Raw genomic sequence first — 18,925 nt, forward strand, 5'->3', positions numbered from 1 at the left:
CGCCGTAGCCACAAGGAGTGCTCATGCCGCAGATCACCGTCGACTACTCCGCGCCGCTCGCGGACGCCTTCGACCGGGCCGCGTTCGCCCGCGAGGTGCACGCGCGGACCGTCGAGATCGCGGCGGCCAGGCCCCCGGCCTGCACGACGCAGTTCCGCAGGACCGAGGACACCGTCGTCGGCCCGGACGCCGAGGGGCACGCGATCGTGCACGTCAGCGTCGGTCTGCTGGCCGGGCGCACCGAGGAGACCAAGGCACGGCTGGCGGAAGCGGTCCTGGAGGCGCTGCGCGCCCATGTGCGGCCCGTCGAGGGCCTGGTCCTGCACGCCTCGGCGGAGATCCGCGACCTCGACGCGTCCTACCGCAAGGACGAGACGGCGAGCTGAGGACCGGCGTCCTGCGCGCAGGTCCTGGCTAGGAGGCGAGCCGGAGGAGCCGGCCGAGCAGGTCCGCGAAGGGGCCGTCGGCCGGCTCCGCCGTGAACACGCCGCGCAGCAGCGCGGTCAGCTCCTCGTCCTGGGCGGCGGCGACGGCCAGCAGCGCGGCGAAGTCGTGCACGAGCTGGACCTCCAGCTCGGCGCGCGGCACCCGGCGGCCGTCCAGCCAGAGCAGCGCCGTCGACTCGGCCAGGGAGATCCAGGAGCGCACCACCAGGTCCAGGCGCGCGGGCGGGTCCTGCACACCGAGATGCGACAGCAACTGGTCGTAGGCCACCTGCCGGACGGAGTCGACAAGGGCGTTGGCCGTGGTCGAGCCGACCGCCGGGCCGCCCCGCATCAGGGCCGAGAAGCCGGGCCCGTGCGCGTCCACGAAGTCGAAGAAGCGGCGCATCACCCGCAGCAGCCGCAGCCCCAGCGGGCCTTCGCGCGGCTCGGTGAACCGGTCGGCCAGATCGTCCGCCGCCCGCTGGAGCGCCGCCTCGTACAGGCTGACCTTGCCGGGGAAGTAGTGGTAGACCAGCGGGCGCGATATGCCCGCCGCCGACGCTATCTCGTCGATGGAGACATCGTCGGGGGAGCGCCCGCTGAACAGTTCGAGGGCGACGCCGATCAACTGCTCGCGTCGCTCCTCGACTCCCATCCTGCGCCGTACCCCGGTGGTCATGTGCCCACCCTACCGACCGGATCCGGCCGCGAACGGTCCGGACCGGCCGCGGTGTTCGTCCGGTCCGTCCCGCGGTCCGCCGCCCCGGCCGGCGCACGCCGTGCCTCACATGTCGAGCACCAGGCGCTCGCCGCGCGCCCGGGAGACGCAGATCAGCACGGAGTCGTCCCGTTCGGCGTCGGTGAGCAGTTCGTCCCGGTGGTCGACCTCGCCCTCCAGCACCCGCTGGCGGCAGGTCCCGCAGAAGCCCTGCTCGCAGGAGTACGCGGTGTCCGGCAGCGCGGTGCGCACGGCGGCCAGCACGGTGGTGTCCGCGGGGACGGTCACCGTGCGCCCGCTGCGCCGCAGTTCCACCGCGAAGGCATGGTCGCCGCCCGCCGCGGCGCGTGGCGCGAACCGCTCCAGGTGCAGTGCGGTGCCCTCGGGCAGCCGCTCCGCCACCGCCGCCATCAGGCCCTCCGGCCCGCAGCAGTAGACGGCGGTGCCCGCCGGGAGGCCGGTGAGCAGCGCGTCCAGGTCGGGGCGGCCGTGCTCGTCCTCGGCGGCCACGGTCACCCGGGTGCCGTCCGGGTCCAGTTCGGCCAGCTCCGCCAGGAACGGCATCGAGGCCCGGCTGCGTCCGCCGTACAGCAGCCGCCAGGGGGTGTGCTCGCCGAGCGCCCGCAGCATGGGCAGCAGGGGGGTGATGCCGATGCCGCCCGCGACGAAGACGTAGGAGTCCGCCGCGGTGAGCGGGAAGCGGTTGCGCGGGCCGCGCACCTCCACCTCGGTGCCCTCGGCGAGCTGTGCGTGCACCTCGCGCGAGCCGCCCCGGCCGTCCTCGATCAGCCGGGTGGCCACGGTGTACGACGAGTCGTCCGCCGGGTCGCCGCACAGGGAGTACTGCCGTACGAGTCCGGAGGGCAGTACCAGGTCGAGGTGGGCGCCGGGCTCCCAGCGGGGCAGGCCGTGCCCCTCAAGGCGCAGCCGTACGACGCCCTCGGCGACCGTCTCGCGCGCGGTGACCAGCAGCCGCAGCGCACGGGTGCGCGGCCGGCCCGAGACCGGCTCGTCCAGGGCGGGCAGCGGCCACAGCGGGGACGCCTGGATACGGCGGCGCAGGGCGCGGCGCGCCAGCACGGCGCCGCCCGCGACCGCCAGGAGCGTCCGCAGCCTCGGCGGCTTCGGGCTCACGCCGTCTCCTTCTGGGCCTGCTCGGCCGCGAGCGCCGCCGGGGAGGCGGCGAGGTAGGCGACGGCCTGCTCGGTCGAGCCCTCCTGGGAGGGGTGGTAGCCGCGGGCGAGGTAGGTGGGTATGGAGCGCAGCATGGCGCCGGTGGCGGGCAGGGTGCCGCGGCGGCCGGCGCGGTGGAAGTCGCGCAGCCGGGCCCTGCCGTCGAGCAGCGTCGGGTCGTTCTCCATGAAGAACCGGGCCCCGCGCTGCCACAGGAAGACCAGCGCGGTGAAGGCCGTCGCCCAGGTGCGGGCCCGCCGCCGGTAGTTGCCGTCCACGTGCTGGAACAGGTCGAAGGCGACCGAGCGGTGCTCGACCTCCTCGGCGCCGTGCCAGCGCAGCAGGTCCAGCATGGTGGGATCGGCGCCGCGCCGGTCGAGTTCGCTCGCGTTGAGGACCCAGTCCCCGAGGAAGGCGGTGTAGTGCTCGATCGCCGCGATCAGCGCCACCCGCTCCATCAGCCACCAGCGCCGGGCCGCGCCGGGCGGCAGCGTGCGGTCGCCGAGCAGCTTCTCGAACAGCCAGTCCACCTGCGCGGTGTACGGGGTCGGGTCGAGCCCCAGCTCCCTCAGGTGCGGCAGCACCTCGTCGTGCGCCTGCGAGTGCATCGCCTCCTGCCCGATGAACCCGAGGACGTCCTCGCGCAGCCGCTCGTCGCGGATGTACGGGAGCACCTGCTTGTAGACGTGCACGAACCAGCGCTCCCCGGCGGGCAGCAGCAGATGCAGCACATTGATGGTGTGCGAGGTGAACGGGTCCCCGGGCACCCAGTGCAGTGGTGTGCCCTCCCAGGAGAAGGACACCTTCCGTGCCTTGAGCGGCACCCGGTCCTGCGTGTGAGACATGGCGTCAATGTACTGACGGGTAGGGCGTCCGGGAACCCCTTGGCGCCACCTTGTTGACGTTGATGTCAGTAAGTGGGCCGGTGGCCGGGTCCGACAGGCCCGGCACCCTCTGGTGCGGTGACTCCGGCGCGCTAGTGCAGCGCCTCCAGTGCGCCGCCGCCCTTCAGAGTGCCCTTCAGCTCCGCCCGCGTGCCCTGCTCCGCCCGCGCCGCGAGCAGCGGACCGGACGCGGTCGCCGAGACCCCGCCGGTCGCGGTGACCGAGGCCGTGTCCGCGTCACCGGCCGCGAGCAGGTACCAGGTGTCCGTCCTCGACTTCCACAGCACCCCGGCCAGCACATGCGGATCGCGGGCGCCGCACGCCGGTACGTCCTCGGCCCTGGCCGCGACCGCCCCGTACGTCCCGCCGGGCACCCGGACCTGGGCCAGCACCCGCGGACCGGCGCCGCGCCAGGTCTCCGTCCGGGTGCACACCCACGCGGCCGTGCCGCCCGATCCGGGCAGCGGCTGCTCGGCGAACCGCCAGGCGTTGACCGACCGTACGCCCTGCCCGCGCACCGCGCCCAGCGCGCAGGCGAACGGCGCCCAGGCACGCAGCCCCGCCGCGCCCGCCGCGCCGTGCGGAGCCGCCGGGCGCCCCGTGGTGAGCCGGGCGGGCACCAGCTCGCCCAGATCGCTCAGCAATTGGCTGCCGCCGTCGCCGGTCAGCCGCAGCACCCGCCAGGAGGTGCACGCCCCGGTCTGCCGCGCGGTACCGGCCAGCGGGCCGGTCACCCCGTCCGACAGACCCAGGTCCAGCGCGGCGGACGACGGCTTCAGCAGATCGCGCTGGGCCGCCGCGCGGACCCAGGGCGCCGTCAGATAGCGCACATTGCCGTCGGAGCGGTCCAGCACCACCGCCGACGCCTCCGGGCCGCTCGCGCCGTCCACCCGGGCGAAGTCGAGGGCGGCCCCGGCCGTGGAGCCCTGCGGTTCGGCGTAGCGGACGATGCGCAGCCCGTCGTGGAGGATCACCACGCGCGCGGCGTCGACGGTCCCGGCGTAGAGCAGTTGCGGCGGTCCGGCGGGGCCGCCCGAGGCGGTGCCGGGCGTCGCCGAGACCCGGACCGCGCCGCCGGGCCGCGCCCACACGGCCAGCGCCCGGCGCAGCAGGGCCGTGTCACCGGTCAGGTCGCCGCGGGCCGGCCACACCGAGAAGTCCAGCCGGGCCGAGGTCCGCCAGGCGGCCGGGGCGGCCCGGGTGAGCCGGCCCGGGTCGAGGGCCGCCTCGGCGGCCGGGTTCTGCGCGTAGGCGGGCGCCGCGGCGCCGTCCGGACCCCAGCCGCCGCCGGGCAGCGCCACCAGCGCGCCGCACACCGCGAGCGCCGCCGCGGCGGCCAGCGCCGCCCGGGTGTGCTGCCTGCGCCGCAGCAGATCGGTGGGCCGCGCCTGGAGCGAGCACGGATCGAACTCGGGGGACTCCAGCAGCGCGTGCCGGGCGGGCAGCCGGTCGGCCTGGCGCAGCGCGGCGCCCGGGTCGGCCACGCCCGCGGACGCCAGCACCTGGCGCACGACCGCGTCCGGCAGCCGCTCCAGACCGCGCAGCACATAGGCGGCGCGGGCCGGGGCGGGCAGGGACGCCAGCCGCTGGTCCAGGGCGAGTTCGTCGGCCCCGCCCGAGCGCGGGAAGAGCCGCAGCCCCCACACCTGCGGGAGCAGCGGCGGCAGCGCGGCGCGCCGGGGCCACGGTCCGCGCTTGGCCGCCCGGCCCGCCTCCAGCGCCGTACGGAGCACCTGGCGGCGCAGATAGGCGTAGCCCGGGTCGCCGTCGTCGCCGCGCGACTGCGCCGGGATCGCGGACGCCGCCGACCGGCCCCGGGGCAGCGCCCGCTGGGTGAGCGAGTGCGCGCTCAGGACGCGCCTGCTGCGGCCGAGTCCCGGCGGCAGCACCAGATAGGCGATCCGGACCAGCCGCGGATAGTGCTCGACGAGCGCGGCCTCGGCCTGCTCGACACCGGCGGCGGGACGGGAGGCGGAACGGGGGTGGCGCGGGGCGACGTCCTGTGACTGCACGTCCAGCAGAACGAGCAAACGAGCGGTTGGTCACCGCCCCCGTGCCTCAGCCGTCCGAAGCCACCAGCAGCCGGGCGTAGTTGGCCATCGACCGCTGATAGCGCGGCAGATGCGGGGCGAGGGCGCCCAGCACCAGGGACAGGCCCTCGCGGTCCCGGCCGAGGGACGACAGGCACAGCGCCAGGCAGGCACGCACCGCGTCGTCCAACTCGTCCGAGGGAGCGTCCAGTTCGGGGGTGAGCAGCTCGACGCCCTCCGCCGGGTGCCCGGTGTTCCGCAGCGAACTGGAGAGCTGGATCTTCGCGCGGCGGCCCCGGTAGCCGTCGAGCCCGCGCGCCAGCGCCTCCCGGTACAGCGGCACCGCCCGGTCCGAGTGCCCGGTGGAGTCCCACGCGCAGGCCCGCTCGAACGGCCCGAGCGGGCTGTCCTCGGGCAACTCCGCGACGAGCGCGTCGATCTCCGCCCGGAACGCGGGCGCCGCGCTCTCGGGAAGCTCCCCGAAGCGGGCCCATGCGGCGGTCATGCGGTCTTCCCAGTCCTGGTCCATCGGGCCACTCTCGTTCCGTGTCGAGTCCTGCTGTGTCGCAGTGCCGCTCCTCGCCGTTGTCGCTCCGGAGGGGCAAGGGGCGCTGGGGGAGTGTAGTGGGGCTCGGACGGAACCCCGGAGCCGGCCCGGCGGGGCCGGCTGCCGGTGCTCAGCGCGGGCCGCGCCGGCTCCGGTAGGCCGCGACGCTGGCCCGGTGCGCGCAGGTCCGGGTGCAGTACTGCTTAGAGCCGTTGCGCGAGAGGTCCACGAAGGTGGCCCGGCAGGCCGGTCCGGCGCATACGCCGAGACGAGCGGGGCCGAGCGTGGCGATCACGGCGGCCAGTGCGCTGAGCAAGGTCGCGGCCAGGTGCGCCGAGCAGCGGTCGGTGTCGGAGGCCACCTCGGTCCACCAGCGGTCGTCCTCATGGCGCAGTACCGGGGTGGCGCGGCTGCGGCGCAGGCCGTCGTTGATCAGAGCCGCGGCCCCGGCCGGGTCCGTGTCCGCCCGTTCGAGCACCGCACGCACCGTCTCGCGCAGCGCGCGGACTTCCGCCAGGTCGGCGCGGGTGAGGTGGTGCGGCCCGGTGCCCCGGTCCGCGGCCGGACGTGAACGCCCGGCCGCGGGAAGGCCGTCGAGAAAGTCCCGGAGCTGCTCCACGGTTTCGAGCGTGTCCTCCCCCTTGACCGGCCGCAAGGTGTTGGCCAGGTCGACGGCGGTCTGGACCACCTCTGGGCTGTAATACGCATTCTGCATTTGACGTGTCTCCTCACTGCTCCCTAATGTTACACCCGAAGGAGGTTTGACGTGTCACCACACACCCGGCACAGCGCGATGCCGCAGACGGCCGGGCCCGGAGGGGGCCCGGCACCGGAGCGAACCGACGCCCCGGACGGGCGTCGGCTGGGGCTGGCTCTGGGGATGCTGGTGCTGCCGATGTACGTGGCACTGGGAGCACCGTCGGTGGCCCTCCCGGCCATCGGCCGCGCACTCGCGGTGCCGTTCGGGGCCACCGCGTGGATTCTCGCCGCGTGGTCGCTGACCTGCGCGCTCGCGATGCCGGTCGCGGGCCGGCTGCTGTTCCGCCGGAGCCCCTTCCAGGTCCTCGTCGCCGGGGTCGTCGCGCTCGCCGCGGGCTCCGCGCTCGCCGGAGCCGGGCCGACGCTGTCGGTCGTGATCGTCGGACGGCTGATCGGCGGCGCCGGGGCGGGCGCGACCATGATCGCCGTCTTCGCCGCGGCCACCGCCCTTCCCGGGCGGGAGCGGATCCGCGCCCTGGGGATCATCGCGGCCGCCAGTGCGACGGCGTCGGGGTGCGGGACACTGCTGGGCGGTGCGGTGACCGAGTGGCTCGGGTGGCGTGCCGTGCTCGCGCTCCCGGTCCTCGCCCTGCCCCTCCTGCCGGTCGCGTTGCCGGTCAGGCACATGCCGGCGCGGAGCGGTGGCGGCGGGCGGAGCGGCCCGGCCGGGCGACTCGATCTCGTCGGCGCGGCCGTGCTGTCGGTCCTCGCCGGCTCCCTGATCACCCTGCTTCAGGCGCACTCGGTCGGCCTGCCCGCTCCGGTCACGCTCGCCGTGGCCGCCGTCGGGGCGCTCGCCGCCGTGGGACTGTGGTGGCGCGTGCGGAGCAGGCCCGACGGGTTCGTGCCCCGGCGGGTGATCGCGTCCCGCGGCTTCCTGGCGGCCGGGCTCATCGGCGGGACCGTCTTCGCCGGCTACTACGGCGTGCTGTTCCGCGCCCCGTCCCTGATCGAGCAGGCCACGGGCGGTGGCCCCCTGGAGGCCGGGATGTTCCTGGTCCCGGCCGCCGCCTGCTCGGTCCTGGCCGGGCGGCTGGTCGGCACCCTGACCGACCGGTTCACCGGCTGGCAGGTGTCGGCCGGGCTCGCGGCGCTCACTGTCGTCGGCGTGCTCGTGGCCGCGGTCTGCTCCGGGCCGGTCCCGGTCGTCGTCGGCACGGCGGCGACCGTGTGCGGGTTCGCCGGCGCCCAGGCCGTACTGGTGGGCCTCGCGCCGGACCTGGTCGCCGCGGACGACCGCGACACCGCACAGGGCCTGCTCAACTCCATGAACGCCCTGGGCGGCGGGATCGGTCCGGCCGCCGTCGCGGGTCTGTCCGGCATCGTGCCGCCGCGGGTGGCCCTCGCCGTGCTCGCGGCACTGCCCCTGGCCGGGCTCGTCCTCGGCCTGACCCGGCGCCCCGCCCCCGGCCGCCGCCCCGGACCCGACGCCGCGCGCGGGAGCCCGCGATGACGGCCCGCCTGCCTCTGACCTGCGTCTGACCCGCATCTGATCCGACAATGCCGTGACCAGTGACCAGTGACCAGTGAGGAGCCCTGCCATGTCCGCCGAGCCGTTCGAGGTCAGTGTCACCGAAGCCGAGATCGCGGACCTGCGGGAACGGCTGCGACGGACACGGTGGCCCGAGCGCGAGCCGGTGGACGACTGGTCACAGGGCGTGCCGCTGGCGTATGCGCAGGAGCTCTGCCGCAGCTGGGCCGAGGACTACGACTTCGGGTTCGCCGAGCGGCTGAACGCGTTCCCGCAGTACCGCGACACGATCGACGGGCTGGGCATCCACTTCCTGCACGTCCGCTCGCCGGAGCCGGACGCGTTCCCGCTCGTGCTCACACACGGGTGGCCGGGGTCGGTGCTCGAATTCCTGGAGGTCCTCGGCCCGCTGACCGACCCGCGCGCGCACGGCGGTGACCCGGCGGACGCGTTCCACGTGGTCGCGCCGTCGTTGCCCGGGTACGGCTGGAGCGACAAGCCGTCGACGACCGGGTGGGGAGTCACGCGCACCGCGCGCGCCTGGGACACGCTGATGGTCTCGCTGGGGTACGAACGGTACGGCGCGCAGGGCGGCGACTGGGGCTCGGCGGTCTCGGGTGCGCTGGGCGAGGTGGCGCCCGAGCGGGTCGCCGGCGTCCACCTGAACCTGGGATCCGTGGCGGCGGGCACGTTCGACGACCCGACGCCCGCGGAGCTGGCGAATCTCCGGGCCGAGCAGGAGATGCGGCGCACCGGCCGCGGGTACTCCGCGATCCAGGCGACCCGGCCGCAGACGCTCGGCTACGGCCTCACCGACTCCCCGGCGGGGCAGGCCGCGTGGATCGCCGAGAAGTTCTGGGCGTGGACGGACAACGGCGGCCGTCCCGAGGACGCGTTGCCGCGGCAGACGATCCTCGACGCGATCTCGGTCTACTGGTTCACCGCGTCGGCCACCTCGTCGGCGCGCCTGTACGCGGAGAGCTTCGCCCGCTTCCGGGACAGGGTGACCGCGCCGTCCGGGCTGTCGGTCTACCCGCGCGACATCACCCGCCCGTCGAGGCGGGAGGCCGAGCTGCGGTTCACCGACCTGCGCTGGTACGAGGAGCTGCCGCACGGTGGCCACTTCGCCGCGCTGGAGCAGCCGGAGTCGCTGGTCGAGCAGGTGCGCGGGTTCTTCCGCCTGTTCCGCTGACCGCCCGGCCGGGACGGCTGCCGCACCGACGGGCTCAGCGGTCGCGGTCCAGATGGGCGAGGACGGCCAGCACCCGCCGGTTGTCGTCGTCCGAGACCTCCAGGCCGAGCTTCGCGAAGATGTTGGAGGTGTGCTTGGCGATGGCCCGCTCGGTGACCACGAGCTGGTGCGCGATGGCGGTGTTCGACCGGCCCTGCGCCATCAGCTCCAGCACCTCCAGCTCGCGCGGCGTCAGCCGGGACAGCCGCCGGTCCGGACCCGAACGCCTCGCCAGCAACTGCTGGATGACCTGCGGGTCCATCGCCGTACCGCCCGCGGCGACCCGGTGCACCGCGTCGATGAACTGCGCCGCGTCGAAGACCCGGTCCTTGAGCAGATAGCCCACCGCGCCGTTGCCGTCGGCCAGCAGCTCGCGCGCGTACAACTGCTCCACGTGCTGGGAGAGGACCAGCACCGGCAGACCGGGCCGCTCCTGCCGGGCCCGCAGCGCGCACTGGAGCCCCTCGTCGGTCTGCGTGGGCGGCAGGCGTACGTCGACGACGGCGACGTCCGGCTCCAGCTCGGCCAGCGCGCGGGCCAGCTCGGGGCCGGACCCGACCGCCGCCGCGATCTCGAAGTCATGGGCTTCGAGGAGCCGCACCAGCCCGTCCCGCAGCAGGAACAGGTCTTCGGCTAGGACAACACGCACGGAATCTCCATGGTGACCATGGTGGGGCCGCCCGCGGGGCTGCTGACGGCCAGGACGCCGTCGAACGTACCCAGCCGCCGCTCGATCCCGGCCAGGCCCGAACCGGCCCCGATCACCGCGCCGCCCCGGCCGTTGTCGGTGATCGCGATGCGCAGCATACCGTCGCGGTGGTGCAGGTCGACCCAGACCCGGTGGGCGTCGGCGTGCTTGACGGCGTTGGTGAGCACCTCGCTGACCGCGAAGTACGCGGCCGACTCCACCGGGGCGTCGGCCCGGCCCGGCAGCTCCACGGTCACCTCGGTCTCCACCGGCATCCGCAGCGCCAACGCCCGTACCGCGTCGCCGAGTCCGCGTTCGGCCAGCACCGGCGGGTGGATGCCGCGCACCAGGTCGCGCAGTTCGACCAGGGCGTCGGCGGAGTTCTTCCGGGCCCGCGCCAGCAGCTCCTTGGCCTGCTCGGGGCTGCGGTCGATGAGCGCCTCCACGGTGCCCAGGTCCATGCCCATCGCGATCAGCCGGGCCTGCGCGCCGTCGTGCAGATCGCGTTCGATGCGCCGCAGTTCGGCGGCGGAGGTGTCGACCGCGTCGCGCCGGGTCTCGGTCAGCACCCGTACCCGCTCGGCCAGTTCGCCGCTGCCGCCGCCGAGCACGGAGCGGGTGAGCAGGAAGTGGCTCTTGAGCAGCAGCGGGGTGAGGCGCCAGGCGGCCGCCAGCAGGGCCGCGCCGAGGGCGGCGGCGCCGAACGCGGTCGCCTGGCCGGAGACGGGCACGAACGCGTACCAGTACCCGGTGTGCGTGCCGTCCGTGAACGCCCGCCACAGCCCGGCCGCCAGCGCGAAGCCCTCCAGCGGGTAGAGCAGCAGCGCGGCGGGCAGCAGCGCGGTGGCGAACCCGGCCGTCATGTCGGTCAGCAGCCAGCCGAGGCCGCGCCAGGTCGCCGGGTCGCCCAGCAGGAGGAGGGTGCGCCGGAAGGGCCCGGCGCCCTCGGGCAGCGGCCGGTACACCGCCGGGATCCGCACCCCGCACCACTCGGCGGCCACCAGCCGCCGCCAGTCGGTGAACGCCCGGACGCCGCCGAGCACCAGCGGGGTGGTGAGGAAGCCGATGCCGAGCGGCACGAAGGCGATCGACAGCACGGCGAGCACGAACAGCGTGATCGATCCGGTCAGCGAGACCACGGCGAGCAGCAGTCCCCGCAGCCCGGCCGCCGCCACCGTCCGTGCCCGCCCGGCCGCGCCCCGGCCGTCCCCCGTACCCTGCCCGCTCTTCGTGTCCATGCGGCAAGTCTCGCCCGGCCCGACGGCGCCCGTCACGGGGCCGGCCCCCCGGACGAGGGGTGTATCCGGCACCACCCCCGCGGTGTCAGAGCCGCCCGAGGCCCAGCACCTTCGCCTCCACCTCGGGGTCCAGGCCCACCGGGGGCCGGTCCGGGCGCTGGGGGGCGACACCGCCGGTGTCGCACAGCCACCGCCAGGTGTCGGCGACCGTCTCGGCGGCCGGGCGGCAGCGCAGTCCGGCCGCGACCGCCCGGGAGACGTCGGCGGCGTGCAGGGCGTCGTGCTCCGCGCTGCCCGGGGGCGTCCACACGGGCAGCTGGGTCCACGGCTCGATGCCCGCGCCGAGGACCGTCTCCGGATCGGTCCAGCGCAGCTCGGCACCCGAGCCGGTCACCGCGGCGCAGGCGTCCAGCAGCTCGCCCATGGTGGCGTGCCCCTGCGGGCTCATCAGGTTGTACGGCCCGCTCAGCTCCCCCTCCACCGAGCCGAGGATCCACGCGGCCAGGTCGCGCACGTCGACGTACTGCAACGGCAGCTCCCGCGGTCCCGGCGCCAGGACGGGCCCGCCACGCGCGATCCGGCCGAGCCACCAGGGCAGCCTGCCGATGTTCTCGTACGGGCCGAGGATCAGCCCCGAGCGCACCAGCACCGAGTCACCGGCGCCGAACGCGCCGGTCACCGCCAGTTCGGCGCCCAGCTTGTCGCGGGCGTAGTCGGTGCCGTCCGCGTCCGGGTCGGCGCCCTCCACCAGCGGCGCCGCCTCGGTGTATCCGGCGGGCGGCGCCCAGGCGTAGACCGAGCACGTCGAGACGTACACGTACCGCCCGGCGCGGCCCCGCAGCAGCCGGGCCGCGTCGCGGACCGGGCGGGGCCCGGCCGACCAGGTGTCGACGACCGCGTCCCACTCCCCGCTGTCCGCGGCGAGGGCGGCAAGACCGTCGGGCGCGGTGCGGTCGCCGACGAGCGACCGCACCCCGGGGGCGGCGACCGCCCGCCGCCCCCGGTTCAGGACCGTCACGTCCCAGCCGCGCCCGGCCGCCGCCTCGACGACGGCCCGTCCCGCGAAATCCGAACCACCCAGCACCAGAAGTCTCATACCGGTGACTGTGCCCGGTCCGGCCACGGGAGGGAACAGGGCTCTGCTGTCGGCAGAGCGGGTGCGTCCCGGCCGGTCAGTGGCCGCTCAGCGGCCGGTCAGTGGCCGCTCAACGGCCGCTCGGCGGGGCGTACTTGTAGCCCACCCGGCGCACCGTCTGGATGGCGGCGCGGTGTTCGGCGCCGAGCTTGCGGCGCAGCCGGGCCACGTGCACGTCCACGGTGCGGCCGTCGCCCACGTGGCCGTAGCCCCACACCGTGGTGACGAGCTGGTCGCGGGTGTGCACCCGGTGCGGATGCGCGACGAGATGCGCGAGCAGCTCGAACTCCAGGTAGGTGAGGTCGAGTTCGCGCCCGCCGACCGCGGCGACACGCCGTGCGGTGTCCACCCGGACCAGCGGATCGCCGCCCACCGGGACCACGGCGGCGGTACCGGTGTCCCCGCCGGTCACCACCGGGGCCGCCTGCGGGCGGTCGGGCACGGCCACCGGCGGGAACGGCGGCTGCTGGTCGGCCGGGACCAGCACCAGGTAGCCGATCATCGGCGGGCGGCCCGGCAGGGCGGGCAGGGTGTGCTGCGGGGCCGGCAGCCAGGTGGCGCCCGGCGGCAGGAACTCCGTCACGTCCACGACCTCGTCCCGGTCCACGGCCCGCAGCCGGTGCCGGGCGGCGGGCGCGGGGGAGGCGGGGGAGGCGGCGGATCCGGAAGCGGCGGGAAGGGCGGCGGTGGTCAGAGAACGAGAGGTCGCCATGAGAGGTCAGCTCTTTCGCGCGTCGAGTTCGTCGGTCGGGACGGCGGCGGCGAGTTCGTGGTCGCGGGCGCCGGGGACGTACGTCGTGGTGCGCTGGCCGGAGACCGGGGTGTACGGCTCTACAGGGCCCGCGCGATCGTCGCGCGGCAACACACCCGGTCGAAGTCGTGGTGCTGACGGGAAGGCCAGAAGGGCTCGAGGTCATGGCGACCCGTCGCGCTGTACTTCTGGAAGCTGGCCATGGCTCCATTGAAGCAGACGCCGCGCCCCGGCAGGACCCTCCTCTCACTGCTTGGACGGTTTCCCGGACAGCACGAGGGGCGCCCACCACACGGTGGACGCCCCGGGGTTGCCGTACGGGTCAGACCTGGCCGGCCTTCTCCAGCGCGGCGCAGCAGGTGTCGACGAGCAGCCGCGTCACGACGTACGGGTCGACGTTGGCGTTCGGACGGCGGTCCTCGATGTAGCCCTTGCCGTCCTTCTCGACCTGCCAGGGGATGCGGACCGAGGCGCCGCGGTCGGAGACGCCGTAGCGGTAGGTGTCCCAGGGGGCGGTCTCGTGCAGCCCGGTGAGCCGGTCGTCGATGCCCGCGCCGTAGTTCTTCACGTGGTCCAGCGGCTTGGAGCCCTCGCCGAGCGCCTCGCACGCGGTGATGATCGCCTCGTAGCCCTCGCGCATGGCCCGGGTGGAGAAGTTGGTGTGCGCGCCCGCGCCGTTCCAGTCGCCCTTGACCGGCTTGGGGTCCAGGGTCGCGGAGACGCCGAAGTCCTCGGCGGTGCGGTAGAGCAGCCAGCGGGCCACCCAGAGCTGGTCGGCGACCTCCAGCGGGGCGAGCGGCCCGACCTGGAACTCCCACTGGCCCGGCATGACCTCGGCGTTGATCCCGGAGATGTCCAGGCCCGCCTTGAGGCAGTTCTCCAGGTGGGCCTCGACCACGTCGCGGCCGAAGATCTCGTCGGAGCCGACCCCGCAGTAGTAGCCGCCCTGCGCGGCGGGGAAGCCGCCCTCGGGGAAGCCGAGCGGGCGCGAGCCCTTGAAGAAGGTGTACTCCTGCTCGATGCCGAAGACCGGCTCCTGCGCGGCGAACCGCTCGGCGGTACCGGCGAGCGCGGCGCGGGTGTTGGACCCGTGCGGGGTGAGGTCGGTGTCGAGGACCTCGCACAGGACGAGCAGGTCGGCGCCGCCGCGGATCGGGTCGGGGCAGGAGAAGACCGGCCTGAGCACGCAGTCGGAGGAGTGGCCCTCGGCCTGGTTGGTGGAGGACCCGTCGAAGCCCCACAGCGGCAGCTCGGTCCCCTGGGCGTCGTCGCTGAGGATCTTCGTCTTGGAACGCAGCTTGGCCGTCGGCGCGGTGCCGTCGATCCAGATGTACTCAGCCTTGAAGCTCACGGGGGCCACATCCTTCGGGGTGTCACGGGTGCACGCGCGATGCGGTGCGGTGCCGCCGGGCCGCCCTGGCGGGGCGGCGGCACCGGTGCGTCGCGGTGGATACCCGCAGCCTGTCAACAGCCGGTTTCCCGGCCGTTGCCCGAGTGTGAACCCCGTGTTACCGGGGGAGCGGCGGCGCGTCCGCGAACCGGCGGCCGCCCGGTCCGTCAGCCCCGGCCGAGCGCGTCCCGGACCGCCTCCTCGGTCCGCCCCACCACCGCCGTGCCGTCGTCGGCGGTGATGATCGGCCGCTGGATCAGCTTCGGGTGCGCGGCCAGCGCGGCGATCCAGCGCCCGCGCGCGGCGTCCTCGCGCGGCCAGTCCTTCAGGCCCAGCTCCTTCGCGGCGGCCTCCTGGGTGCGGGTGATGTCCCACGGTTCGAGCCCGAGCCGGGCCAGTACCGTCCGGATCTCGTCCTCGGTCGGTACGTCCTCCAGATAGCGGCGCACGGTGTACTCGGCGCCCTCGGCGTCCAGCACGCCGATCGCGCCGCGACACTTCGAGCAGGCCGGATTGATCCAGATCTCCATGCGGCCACGGTAGCCGCCGCCGTCCCCGGCGGACCCGCCGCCGGGCCTCCGTACGGTTCGGGTGGCCGGAAACGGCACCGCACGCGCGTACGACTCGTCTTCCTCACGGATGCCCGTACGGCATGCGTACGCACAGCAGAGGGAGAACGGCGCGGTGAAGCGGCACAGCAGGGCAGGCAGGTTCTACGGGGCGCTGGCGGGCACGGCCGTCCTGGCGCTGACGGCCGGCGGCTGCGGCACGGGCGGCAGCGGGGACGGGGGCGGCGAACCGGGCGGCTCCACCGGGTCCACGGGCGCCACGCGCGGCCCCGCGCCCACGGCCGGTGCCCACCGGGACACCGCGGCCGGTGCCGCCGCCTGGCACAAGTGGGGGCTCAAGCCCCTGCCCGCGGCCCCCGCGCCCCCGGCCGACAAGCCCGTCAAGCTCTCCGCGCACGGCACCGTCCCGGTCCTCACCCACATACCGACCTCGCAGAAGATCGTCTTCATCACGCTGGACGACGGGCAGGAGAAGGACCCCAGGTTCATCCGGATGATGCGGGACCTGAAGGTGCCGGTCTCGATGTTCCTGATGAACGACGCGGCCAAGTCGGACTACGCGTACTTCAAGCCGTTGCAGGAGCTGGGCAACCACATCCAGAACCACACCCTGCACCACCCCGTCATGAACACCCTCCCGCTGTCCCGCCAGAAGCAGGAGATCTGCGGCGACCAGAAGATCCTCACCCAGCAGTACGGCACCGCTCCGCTGCTGTTCCGGCCGCCCTACGGCGCCTACAACGCCGACACCAAGGCGGCGGTGAGCGCGTGCGGGCCCCGGGCGATCGTCTGGTGGCGGGAGTCCATGCAGATCCGCAACATGCAGTACCAGACCGCGGACAAGAAGCTGCGCCCCGGCGACATCATCCTGGCCCACTTCCGCGGGCCCTCCGAACTCAAGGGCACGACCATGACGACGATGTTCGCCAACATGCTCAAGCGCATCCAGGAGCAGGGCTTCACCGTGGCCCGCCTGGAGGACTACATCCAGCCGCCCGCCCGGTAAGCCTCTGTTCGATTTTCTCCCGTCCCGCGCGCCCCCTGCGAACCGCGGGTGACGCGGCGACAATTTCCCTGCTCACCTGGGGCTTTACGCGGGTACACGACCCTGCCGTTGTCAGTGCCCGGCGGTAGAATGGAGTCAGTGTTCGAGGGCGTCACCGGGGTCTCGTTCCCCGGCCGGCGCCCCCTCGCGACAGGAGGATGCCGGTGTCCGCCGCCACACTGAAGCCCGAGCCGAAGCCGTTGCCGACCCAGTCCACCGCCGAGCGCCCCGTCCCGCTCGACCGGCCCTACGCGCCCGTGCACAAGCGCCCGCTGCCGCCCGGCCGCCCGCGCGAGTGGTACGTCACGCACAACCGCCGCCTGAAGGCGATGCGGCTCGCCATCGCCCTGCTCGACTCCGGCGTCCAGCCGGGCCAGGCCCGCGACGAGACGATAGGCGCCACCGCCGGACTCATCGGCGTCCACCCGCCGTCCGCCACCACCTGCCACATGGTCCGCGCCCTGATGCGCTACGCCCGCTGACCCGGCCCGGACCGGCCGCCCCCGGGCGCCGCGCGCACCCGGCGGGCGGCTCAGCCGTACCGCTTCAGCAGCCCGGCGACATACGCCTCCAGCCGGTCGCCCAGCACCGCGGGCGTGAGGTCGGCGCGGCCCAGCTCGCGCCAGGGCCCGGCGAGCCGGTCCGTGCCGGGCGCGTAGTGCAGCGCGTCGAGCAGCCGCCAGTACAACTGGTCGCGCCCCCGGGCCAGACGGCGTCCGCCGTGCGCCTCGTAGCGGTCCGCGAAGGCGAGCCCGTGGCCGGGGCCGTGCAGCAGCGCCAGCGCGGTCGCGCAGTGCGCCACGTCCAGATCGGCGGGGCCCCAGGACGTCTCCACCCAGTCGACGACCCCGCTGATCCGCAGGTCCGGGCCCGCCCCGGTGAACAGCACGTTCCCCGGGTGGAAGTCCCGGTGCAGGAAGCAGCCCTCGTACGCGGGCGGCTCGCGGCGCAGCATCCGCACCGCCCGCTCCCACAGCTCACCCGGCCGGGCCCGCACCCGCTCCGGCGGCGTCCACGCCTCGTAGGCCCGCGGCCGTTCGTGCGGCGCCCGCGGTACGACGGCGTGGACGCGGACGAGCTGCGCCGCCAGCAGCTCCAGGCGCCGCCCCAGCTCGGCCGGGCCCGGCTCGTCCACCCGCACCCGGCCCGGCAGCGCCGACATCAGCAGACTCGGATGGTCGCAGTGCTCGGCGGCGGCGTCCACGGCGACCGGTTCCGGCGCCGGGACGCCCGCCTCACCGGCCAGCAGCGCCAGGACCGCCGCCTCACGGGACAGCAGCGCGGGGGCGTGGCGGCGGAAGAACGGCCGGACGACCGTACGCAGCACCAGGGCGCCGCCGTCGTCCAGGGTGAGCGCCCGCATCTGCGAGGTGGACCCGCCCCGCAGCCGCTCGGCGCCGCGCACCGAGCGGCCGGGCGGGAGCTGCCGGGCCACCCACGCCCGGGTCGCGCCCCAGCCGCGGCCGTCCGGCCCGGCGAGCACCGCGCTCACGAAGTCCCGCCGGTCCCCGGCGTGGTCGTGGAACCACTCGCCCAGCCGGTGCCCGGCGCCGGGCACGTCGAGGCGGGTCGACCGGGCGCGGGCGGCCAGGGCGTCCTGCACGGCCTCGGTGACCTCGGCCGGGATGACGTCGTCGGTGCCGGGCACGGCGAGCACCGCCCGGCCCTCGTAGGCGCGCAGCGCGTCCAGGGCGGGGGAGGCGCGCCAGGAGCCGGGGCGGCGGATGATCTCGCTGAAGGCGCCGTCCCCGGTGCCGAACGGCACGTCCCACGCCTCGGCGGCGTAGACGGCGGGCGCGCACAGGCCCAGCCCGGACACCCGGTCCCCGTAGTGCCGTACCAGGTCGGCCGCGGTCTGCCCGCTCATGCTGAAGCCCACCAGCACCAGCGGCCCGTCCTGCGGCACCCGCTCGTCGATCACCGCGACCGCCTGCGCGAAGCGCCGCCGCAGGGTCAGCTCGCTCAGCGCGCCGCTGCTGGAGCCGTGCCCGGAGAAGTCGAAGGCGAGCACCGGGCAGCCGTGCGCGGCGAACTCGGCGAACAGCGGCCGCAGCCGCGCCGCGCACCCGGTGCCGGCACCGTGCAGCAGCACGGCCGTGGGCCGCCCGGGTACGGCACCGGCGTGGGCGTGGACCCCGCTGAGCGCCTCGCCGTCGTACTCCTGGACGAAGGCGGTGACGGTGCCGAGGGGGCCGGCGGAACCGGGCGGGGGGCCGGGCAGGGCGTACGGGTCCGGGACGCGGGAGGGACGGTGCGGATCAGGCATCCCGCCATTCACGCACAGTTCACAGCCCCGGCGCGCCCCAGACCGGGAACCAGCGGCTCAGATCCTGCTCGATGCGCAGGTCACCGGCGAGGGCGGCCTTCACCTGGATCTCCAGGGCGTTGTCGCGCCGCCGCTCCTGGCCGGGCAGCGGGGCGAACGGATAGAAGCTGCCCCGCTTGTACAGGTACACCAGCGCGAGCGGGCGGCCGGTGCCGTCGGTGAATCCGGCGAGCGAGCACAGCAGCTGGGGCCCGAAGCCGTTGACCTCCATGGCGCTGTTCACGGCGTGCAGGTCGTTGACCAGGTCGGGCAGTTGGTCCGGGGCGCGGTGGGAGACCAGCCAGGAGTAGCCGTAGGAGTCCCGGGACAGCTCCACCGGCGGCCCGGTGCGGTCGGTGTCCGCGTCCAGGAGCGCCTGGACCTCGCGGTGGGTCTGCTCGAAGGCCGCGCCCTCGACCGTGGCGAAGCACACCGCGCCCTGCCCGGTCGGGGTGAAGCCGGTCGCCGCCTGGAGCGTCACCGCGGCGGACGGCAGCGCGAAGAGCTGGTCCAGGTCGGGCGGGGCGGGCCTGCTGCGGCCGAGCAGGATGTCCAGGAGGCCCATC

General features: G+C 75.0%; 20 protein-coding genes. 5 read left to right on the forward strand and 15 right to left on the reverse strand.

Features of this window, described 5'->3' with window-relative positions:
* Positions 1-23 precede the first annotated feature (23 nt).
* Positions 24-386: a 5-carboxymethyl-2-hydroxymuconate Delta-isomerase gene (locus ACWDYF_RS05605; protein WP_381743622.1), complete on the forward strand. Its 363-nt coding sequence runs from the start codon at positions 24-26 to the stop codon at positions 384-386.
* Between the two features lie 28 nt (positions 387-414).
* Here ACWDYF_RS05605 and ACWDYF_RS05610 read toward each other — a convergent pair whose 3' ends face one another.
* The 6 genes from ACWDYF_RS05610 to ACWDYF_RS05635 form a co-directional block, all read right to left on the reverse strand.
* Positions 415-1,104: a TetR/AcrR family transcriptional regulator gene (locus ACWDYF_RS05610; protein WP_389473955.1), complete on the reverse strand. Its 690-nt coding sequence runs from the start codon at positions 1,102-1,104 to the stop codon at positions 415-417.
* Positions 1,105-1,209: 105 nt separating this feature from the next.
* Positions 1,210-2,277 carry a PDR/VanB family oxidoreductase gene (locus ACWDYF_RS05615; protein WP_389473953.1) on the reverse strand — a complete coding sequence of 356 codons (1,068 nt, stop codon included), beginning with the start codon at positions 2,275-2,277 and terminating at the stop codon, positions 1,210-1,212.
* Positions 2,274-3,161: a metal-dependent hydrolase gene (locus ACWDYF_RS05620; protein WP_026252462.1), complete on the reverse strand. Its 888-nt coding sequence runs from the start codon at positions 3,159-3,161 to the stop codon at positions 2,274-2,276. Before ACWDYF_RS05620 ends, ACWDYF_RS05615 begins: the two co-directional genes overlap by 4 nt.
* A 131-nt stretch (positions 3,162-3,292) precedes the next feature.
* The gene (locus ACWDYF_RS05625; RefSeq protein WP_381743628.1) at positions 3,293-5,212 is read right to left on the reverse strand and encodes a hypothetical protein; all 1,920 of its coding nucleotides are present in this window, start codon (positions 5,210-5,212) and stop codon (positions 3,293-3,295) included.
* Between the two features lie 46 nt (positions 5,213-5,258).
* Positions 5,259-5,759 (reverse strand): tetratricopeptide repeat protein, encoded by a 501-nt coding sequence (locus ACWDYF_RS05630; protein ID WP_389473951.1) that lies wholly within the window; start codon positions 5,757-5,759, stop codon positions 5,259-5,261.
* A 148-nt stretch (positions 5,760-5,907) separates the two neighbouring features.
* Positions 5,908-6,492: a CGNR zinc finger domain-containing protein gene (locus tag ACWDYF_RS05635; protein WP_381743631.1), complete on the reverse strand. Its 585-nt coding sequence runs from the start codon at positions 6,490-6,492 to the stop codon at positions 5,908-5,910.
* A gap of 51 nt (positions 6,493-6,543) precedes the next feature.
* On the opposite strand from ACWDYF_RS05635, the gene ACWDYF_RS05640 reads away from it, so the two are divergent.
* Positions 6,544-7,989, forward strand: coding sequence for an MFS transporter (locus tag ACWDYF_RS05640; RefSeq protein ID WP_389473948.1), 1,446 nt, complete (start codon positions 6,544-6,546; stop codon positions 7,987-7,989).
* An 88-nt stretch (positions 7,990-8,077) separates the two neighbouring features.
* The gene (locus ACWDYF_RS05645) at positions 8,078-9,199 is read left to right on the forward strand and encodes an epoxide hydrolase family protein (protein ID WP_389473946.1); all 1,122 of its coding nucleotides are present in this window, start codon (positions 8,078-8,080) and stop codon (positions 9,197-9,199) included.
* Between the two features lie 34 nt (positions 9,200-9,233).
* Here ACWDYF_RS05645 and ACWDYF_RS05650 read toward each other — a convergent pair whose 3' ends face one another.
* From ACWDYF_RS05650 to ACWDYF_RS05680, 7 genes are all read right to left on the reverse strand, one after another.
* Positions 9,234-9,887, reverse strand: a complete 654-nt coding sequence (locus tag ACWDYF_RS05650) for a response regulator transcription factor (RefSeq protein WP_037893464.1) — start codon at positions 9,885-9,887, stop codon at positions 9,234-9,236.
* Positions 9,872-11,164, reverse strand: coding sequence for a sensor histidine kinase (locus tag ACWDYF_RS05655; protein ID WP_389473944.1), 1,293 nt, complete (start codon positions 11,162-11,164; stop codon positions 9,872-9,874). Before ACWDYF_RS05655 ends, ACWDYF_RS05650 begins: the two co-directional genes overlap by 16 nt.
* Positions 11,165-11,249: 85 nt before the next feature.
* Positions 11,250-12,260, reverse strand: a complete 1,011-nt coding sequence (locus ACWDYF_RS05660) for an SDR family oxidoreductase (RefSeq protein ID WP_389473942.1) — start codon at positions 12,258-12,260, stop codon at positions 11,250-11,252.
* Between the two features lie 109 nt (positions 12,261-12,369).
* Positions 12,370-13,011 carry a winged helix-turn-helix domain-containing protein gene (locus tag ACWDYF_RS05665; protein ID WP_389473940.1) on the reverse strand — a complete coding sequence of 214 codons (642 nt, stop codon included), beginning with the start codon at positions 13,009-13,011 and terminating at the stop codon, positions 12,370-12,372.
* Positions 13,012-13,017: 6 nt separating this feature from the next.
* The gene (locus tag ACWDYF_RS05670) at positions 13,018-13,161 is read right to left on the reverse strand and encodes a hypothetical protein (protein ID WP_158679335.1); all 144 of its coding nucleotides are present in this window, start codon (positions 13,159-13,161) and stop codon (positions 13,018-13,020) included.
* A gap of 211 nt (positions 13,162-13,372) precedes the next feature.
* A complete protein-coding gene (gene glnII / locus ACWDYF_RS05675; protein ID WP_382852384.1) occupies positions 13,373-14,401 on the reverse strand; it encodes a glutamine synthetase in 1,029 nt (342 codons plus the stop codon).
* Positions 14,402-14,607: 206 nt separating this feature from the next.
* A complete protein-coding gene (locus ACWDYF_RS05680) occupies positions 14,608-14,970 on the reverse strand; it encodes an arsenate reductase family protein (RefSeq protein ID WP_064532721.1) in 363 nt (120 codons plus the stop codon).
* A gap of 154 nt (positions 14,971-15,124) precedes the next feature.
* On the opposite strand from ACWDYF_RS05680, the gene ACWDYF_RS05685 reads away from it, so the two are divergent.
* Both ACWDYF_RS05685 and ACWDYF_RS05690 read left to right on the forward strand, forming a co-directional pair.
* Positions 15,125-16,015, forward strand: coding sequence for a polysaccharide deacetylase family protein (locus ACWDYF_RS05685; RefSeq protein WP_389473937.1), 891 nt, complete (start codon positions 15,125-15,127; stop codon positions 16,013-16,015).
* A 203-nt stretch (positions 16,016-16,218) separates the two neighbouring features.
* Positions 16,219-16,536 (forward strand): hypothetical protein, encoded by a 318-nt coding sequence (locus ACWDYF_RS05690; protein WP_389473935.1) that lies wholly within the window; start codon positions 16,219-16,221, stop codon positions 16,534-16,536.
* A gap of 50 nt (positions 16,537-16,586) precedes the next feature.
* Here the strand turns inward: ACWDYF_RS05690 and ACWDYF_RS05695 are convergent, their stop codons facing one another.
* Together ACWDYF_RS05695 and pspAB are read right to left on the reverse strand one after the other, a co-directional pair.
* A complete protein-coding gene (locus ACWDYF_RS05695; RefSeq protein ID WP_389473933.1) occupies positions 16,587-18,320 on the reverse strand; it encodes an alpha/beta fold hydrolase in 1,734 nt (577 codons plus the stop codon).
* Between the two features lie 19 nt (positions 18,321-18,339).
* Positions 18,340-18,924, reverse strand: coding sequence for a PspA-associated protein PspAB (gene pspAB / locus ACWDYF_RS05700; RefSeq protein ID WP_018567360.1), 585 nt, complete (start codon positions 18,922-18,924; stop codon positions 18,340-18,342).
* Position 18,925 lies beyond the last annotated feature (1 nt).

It is taken from the genome of Streptomyces sp. NPDC003284 (genome assembly GCF_053589675.1).

What these genes read in the sequence shown, in the direction of transcription:
- ACWDYF_RS05645 (WP_389473946.1), top strand. Translation starts at nt 8,078, where the DNA reads ATGTCCGCCGAGCCGTTCGAGGTCAGTGTCACCGAAGCCGAGATCGCG.
- ACWDYF_RS05660 (WP_389473942.1), bottom strand. Translation starts at nt 12,260, where the DNA reads ATGAGACTTCTGGTGCTGGGTGGTTCGGATTTCGCGGGACGGGCCGTC.
- ACWDYF_RS05680 (WP_064532721.1), bottom strand. Translation starts at nt 14,970, where the DNA reads ATGGAGATCTGGATCAATCCGGCCTGCTCGAAGTGTCGCGGCGCGATC.
- ACWDYF_RS05605 (WP_381743622.1), top strand. Translation starts at nt 24, where the DNA reads ATGCCGCAGATCACCGTCGACTACTCCGCGCCGCTCGCGGACGCCTTC.
- pspAB (WP_018567360.1), bottom strand. Translation starts at nt 18,924, where the DNA reads ATGGGCCTCCTGGACATCCTGCTCGGCCGCAGCAGGCCCGCCCCGCCC.
- ACWDYF_RS05630 (WP_389473951.1), bottom strand. Translation starts at nt 5,759, where the DNA reads ATGGACCAGGACTGGGAAGACCGCATGACCGCCGCATGGGCCCGCTTC.
- ACWDYF_RS05610 (WP_389473955.1), bottom strand. Translation starts at nt 1,104, where the DNA reads ATGACCACCGGGGTACGGCGCAGGATGGGAGTCGAGGAGCGACGCGAG.
- ACWDYF_RS05695 (WP_389473933.1), bottom strand. Translation starts at nt 18,320, where the DNA reads ATGCCTGATCCGCACCGTCCCTCCCGCGTCCCGGACCCGTACGCCCTG.
- ACWDYF_RS05665 (WP_389473940.1), bottom strand. Translation starts at nt 13,011, where the DNA reads ATGGCGACCTCTCGTTCTCTGACCACCGCCGCCCTTCCCGCCGCTTCC.
- ACWDYF_RS05620 (WP_026252462.1), bottom strand. Translation starts at nt 3,161, where the DNA reads ATGTCTCACACGCAGGACCGGGTGCCGCTCAAGGCACGGAAGGTGTCC.
- ACWDYF_RS05655 (WP_389473944.1), bottom strand. Translation starts at nt 11,164, where the DNA reads ATGGACACGAAGAGCGGGCAGGGTACGGGGGACGGCCGGGGCGCGGCC.
- ACWDYF_RS05635 (WP_381743631.1), bottom strand. Translation starts at nt 6,492, where the DNA reads ATGCAGAATGCGTATTACAGCCCAGAGGTGGTCCAGACCGCCGTCGAC.